General features: G+C 66.6%; 6 protein-coding genes. All 6 read right to left on the bottom strand.

Annotated elements, in window-relative coordinates:
* A partial coding sequence (locus tag BIS11_RS12915; RefSeq protein ID WP_253586202.1) for a site-specific integrase occupies positions 1-526 on the bottom strand: 526 nt, incomplete at its 3' end.
* 114 nt (positions 527-640) lie between these two features.
* Positions 641-997, bottom strand: coding sequence for a 50S ribosomal protein L19 (gene rplS / locus BIS11_RS12920; protein ID WP_227391190.1), 357 nt, complete (start codon positions 995-997; stop codon positions 641-643).
* A 137-nt stretch (positions 998-1134) separates the two neighbouring features.
* Positions 1135-1896: a tRNA (guanosine(37)-N1)-methyltransferase TrmD gene (gene trmD, locus BIS11_RS12925; protein ID WP_253426381.1), complete on the bottom strand. Its 762-nt coding sequence runs from the start codon at positions 1894-1896 to the stop codon at positions 1135-1137.
* Positions 1897-1913: 17 nt separating this feature from the next.
* A complete protein-coding gene (rimM, locus tag BIS11_RS12930) occupies positions 1914-2456 on the bottom strand; it encodes a ribosome maturation factor RimM (protein ID WP_253426379.1) in 543 nt (180 codons plus the stop codon).
* Positions 2457-2517: 61 nt separating this feature from the next.
* The gene (gene rpsP, locus BIS11_RS12935) at positions 2518-2766 is read right to left on the bottom strand and encodes a 30S ribosomal protein S16 (RefSeq protein WP_007111767.1); all 249 of its coding nucleotides are present in this window, start codon (positions 2764-2766) and stop codon (positions 2518-2520) included.
* Between the two features lie 313 nt (positions 2767-3079).
* Complete coding sequence (locus BIS11_RS12940) at positions 3080-3436, bottom strand: substrate-binding domain-containing protein (protein WP_253586204.1); 357 nt, start codon at positions 3434-3436, stop codon at positions 3080-3082.
* Positions 3437-3717 lie beyond the last annotated feature (281 nt).

Here is a 3717-nt window from a genome sequence, read left to right on the forward strand (position 1 = left end):
GCACCAGGCGATCCTTGTCGCCCTTGCCGCGCACCCGCACCACGCCCTGGCGCAGGTTCACCGCGTCGGTGGCCAGGCCCACCAGCTCCGACACCCGCAGCCCGCAGGCGTAGAGCAGCTCCAGCATGGCGCGGTCGCGCAGGCCCAGCGGCGTGGCGACGTCCGGGGCGGCCAGCAGCCGCTCGACCTCCTCCTCCTCGAGGGTGTCCGGCAGGTTCGGGCGCACCACGGGCAGCGCCATGTCGACGAGCGGGTCGTGCTCGACGCGCCCGTCAAGCTGCGCCCAGCGGTAGAAGCTTCGCAGCGACGACAGCAGCCGGGCGTTGCTGCGCGCCTGGTAGCCCGCCGCGCGGCGCGCCTCGAACCAGGCGGGGCAGCGCTCGGGCGCGGGCGAGAACAGCGTGTCGCCGGCGCTCTCAAGATGATGCTGCCAGGCCTCCAGGTCACGTCGGTAGGCCGCTAACGTATGATCGCTTGCGCCCTGCTCCAGCCACAAGGCATCAAGAAAGGCATCGATGTCGCTCATAGGTTAACGCTCTTGCGTTCTCGATTGAACGGCGCCAATAAAAAACCCCGCCCCGCAGAGCGGAGACGGGGTCTTGCGTACCCGAGCGCCAAGGCGCCCGGGAAAAAGCGGCGATTAAGCCAGCTTTTCCTTGATACGCGCCGACTTGCCGCTGCGCTCGCGCAGGTAGTACAGCTTGGCCTGACGAACGTCGCCGCGACGCTTGACTTCGATGGAGTCGACCAGCGGGCTGTAGGTCTGGAAGGTACGCTCGACGCCGACACCGTGAGAGATCTTGCGCACGGTGAAAGCGGAGTTCAGGCCACGGTTACGCTTGCCGATGACCACGCCTTCGAAGGCCTGCAGACGCTCGCGGGTGCCTTCCTTGACCTTGACCTGGACGACGATGGTGTCACCCGGTGCAAAGCTCGGAATTTCCTTGCTCATCTGCTCGTTTTCGATCGCCTGGATCACCTTGTTCTTGCTGCTCATCTGTCTTGCTCCTGAATAACGTGATGGTTCGCCACGCAGTCGTGGAAGGGGCGAACCGTGATCCCGGCGCTCGAAACGAGCCACGCGGGAGTCGTCATGGGTGACGCAGGTGCCTTGGCCCTGCACCGCCGCCAACGCTACGAGGTAGCCTTGGCGTGTTCCTCGATGTACTCGTCGAGCAGGCGCCGCTGCTCGGCATCGAGCTTCCGACCGGCCAGCAGGTCGGGTCGACGCTGCCAGGTCCTGCCGAGCGACTGCTTCAAGCGCCAGCGCTTGATGTCGCCGTGATGGCCGCTGAGCAGCACATCCGGCACCCGCTTGCCGTCGATCACTTCCGGACGGGTATAGTGCGGGCAGTCCAGCAGGCCGTCGCTGAACGAGTCCTCGATGGCGGAGTCGTGATGCCCCAGTACGCCGGGGATCAGCCTTGCCGCCGCGTCGATCAGTACCATGGCGGGCAGCTCGCCGCCGCTGAGCACATAGTCGCCGATCGACCACTCTTCGTCGATGTCACATTCGACCACGCGTTCGTCGATGCCCTCGTAGCGACCGGCGACCACCACCAGGGGGCCGGCATTTGCCAGGGTCTCGACGCCTTTCTGATCCAGCTTGCGCCCCTGGGGTGACAGGTAGATCACCTTGGGAGGGCAGCCGGTCAGCGCCTGGCCTTGCGCCTTCGCATCGTGGATCGCGCCGCGCAGCGTGTCGACCTTCATCAACATGCCGGGGCCGCCGCCGTAGGGCCGGTCATCCACGCTACGATGCTTGTCGGTGGCGTAATCCCGCGGGTTCCAGAACCCGAGCTCGATCTGGCCGCGCTCGATCGCTCGCCCCACCACCCCTTGCTGGGTCATGGCCTCGAACATCTCGGGGAACAGCGATACCACGCCGATCCACATCGCGGGCGTCTCGTCGCTCAAAACTCGGGGTCCCACTCGACGACCATGCGGGCCGCCTCGCGGTCCACCTCGAGCACCACGTCATCGGGCAGAAACGGCAGCAGCCGCTCGCGCCGGTCGATGGCGTCCTGATCGCCGCGTACCACCATGACATCGTTCGCGCCGGTTTCGAACAGATAGCTGATCCGTCCGAGCCGTTCGCCTGACCGAGTGAAGACGGCGAGGCCTTCGAGCTCGTGCCAGTAATACTCGTCGTCGGCGAGTTCGGGCAGCACGCCCTTGGGCAGCAGGATCTCGGCCTGGGCCAGCGATTCCGCAGCGGTCCGGTCCTCGATCTCTTCAAGCTGCACCACCAGCGCCTTGCCTTGCCGACGCCCCTGAACGACGGTCATGCGCTCGAGGGTCTCCCCGCGGCGCACCCACCACTCGGGGTACTCCAGAATGCCGTCGACCGGATGGGTGTAGGAGTAGACCTTGAGCCAACCCTTCACCCCGTGGGGGCTGGTCAGCTTGCCGAGCACGACGTGCTCGGCGGTCTGGCCTGCGTCTGAACGCGTCATGAACCAAGGCTCCTACGGTGTATCATCCTAACTCGCGCCATTCTGTCTCGCGCCGACAGGCTTACGCCTGCTTGCGTGCTTCCTTGACAAGCTCAGCCACGCGACCGGAGAGCTGCGCACCCTGGCTCTGCCAGTGAACGACGCGATCCAGATCGACGCGCAGACGCTCTTCCTGACCACGAGCAACCGGGTTGAAGAAGCCGATACGCTCGATGAAACGACCGTCACGGGCGTTACGCGAGTCGGTCACGGTGAGGTGGTAAAAGGGACGCTTCTTGGCGCCACCACGTGCCAAACGAATGGTAACCATACGATAACTATCCTTCGGTTGAGGTTACGAGAGTGGAGCATGGCGAGATCGCCACCAGAACACTCATCATGCAGTTTTGCGGCACACTGCTCGCCCGGGCGACGCGATGTCGTCCAAGTGCTTGCCGTGCACCCTTTATTACGCTTCATTGGCAGGCCTAACCCGTGCGCTGAACGCACCGATCGCCAACACCCACGCATGAAGAGGCCGCATTCTACGCAAATGCGACCCGCTTGGAAAGCCTGACAGCCAGAAAACTCGCGGTGCGTCAACTAGGCGCCGGCCCCGATCAGCGCGCACCGCGCCGCCATTCTCAGGCGCTCGCGCGCGCCACCAGCGTGGCCGGTACGCGCACCACCTCGGCCGGCGCCCTGGGCGTCTCGATGCGCCGTGCCAGCAGGCGCAGCGCCTCGCAGGCGGTGGCGGCGACCGGATTCTCGACGGTGGTCAGCGGGCAGGCGCCCCAGGCCGCCTGGGGCACGTCATCGAAGCCGGTCACCGCCAGGCGCTCGGGCACCGCGACATTCAAACGCCGCGCGGCCTCGAGCGCCCCCAACGCCATGGCGTCGTTGGCGCACACCAGCGCATCGATGCCCGGGTGGCCCTCGAGCAGCGCCCCGGCCGCGATCACCCCGCTCTCGAAAGAGAAGTCTCCCCGGGCGCTGGCCACGAACTAGAGCCCCGCCGCGGCCAGCGCACACTCGGCAGCGTCGCGGCGGGCTCGGTGAGCCGCGCGACCGCCGAGCTCTGCCGCCGCTCCGGCGCGCCCCTAATGCTGATCGGCCGGGTGCTGGAAGAGGCCGACGTCGATGCGGTGTGCTGCGACAACGCTTCAGGCATGGCGGCGCTGGTCGAGCGAGGCCGCCACGCGCAGCACGTGCTCGCGCTTTTTCACCGACACCGAGGCGCCCGGCGTGAACGCCCGCGACACCATCGCCCGTGACACCCCCG

The organism is Halomonas sp. 707D4, assembly GCF_024158685.1.
Classification (GTDB): Bacteria; Pseudomonadota; Gammaproteobacteria; order Pseudomonadales; family Halomonadaceae; genus Vreelandella.